This is a genomic window from Methylobacterium sp. B1, assembly GCF_000333255.1.
Classification (GTDB): Bacteria; Pseudomonadota; Alphaproteobacteria; order Rhizobiales; family Beijerinckiaceae; genus Methylobacterium; species Methylobacterium fujisawaense.
The window spans coordinates 1-393 of sequence record NZ_BACT01000373.1 but is presented as its reverse complement, the minus strand read 5'-3'; the positions used below and the strand labels follow the sequence as shown (position 1 = coordinate 393).

Below are 393 nucleotides of genomic sequence, written 5' to 3'. Positions count from 1 at the left end.
ATTATCGCGGTTGCGCGGCGATACGCCGTCACCATCATCGAGGACGACGCCTACGCGCGCATCTGCCCGACTCCGCCACCGAGTTTTGCGGAGCTTGCTCCGGAGATCACCTACTACGTGGCGGGTCTCGCCAAGTGCCTGGGCGCCGGACTCGGCGGGCAGGAGAAGCGGCGCCTCTCGGACGCGCTCACGCGGTTCGAAGACCTCGAGCACGAGCGCGAGAACGCCGAGAAATACCACCGCGACGTGCAACTGGCCTATGACCGGGCCCGGATCGTGGCCCAGCAACAGGTCGTGGCCCTCGTGCCGATCGTCGAACCCGTCAAGGCCGGCTCTTCCACGGAGCCGAGACGGATCCTGATGACGAGCCTCGTCACGGCCGGCGCCGCCGTG

The 393-nt window shown here is 67.7% G+C and carries 1 pseudogene; it reads left to right on the top strand.

The features are described from left to right. A pseudogene (locus tag I53_RS35055) lies at positions 1-393 on the top strand (hypothetical protein); the annotation flags it as partial.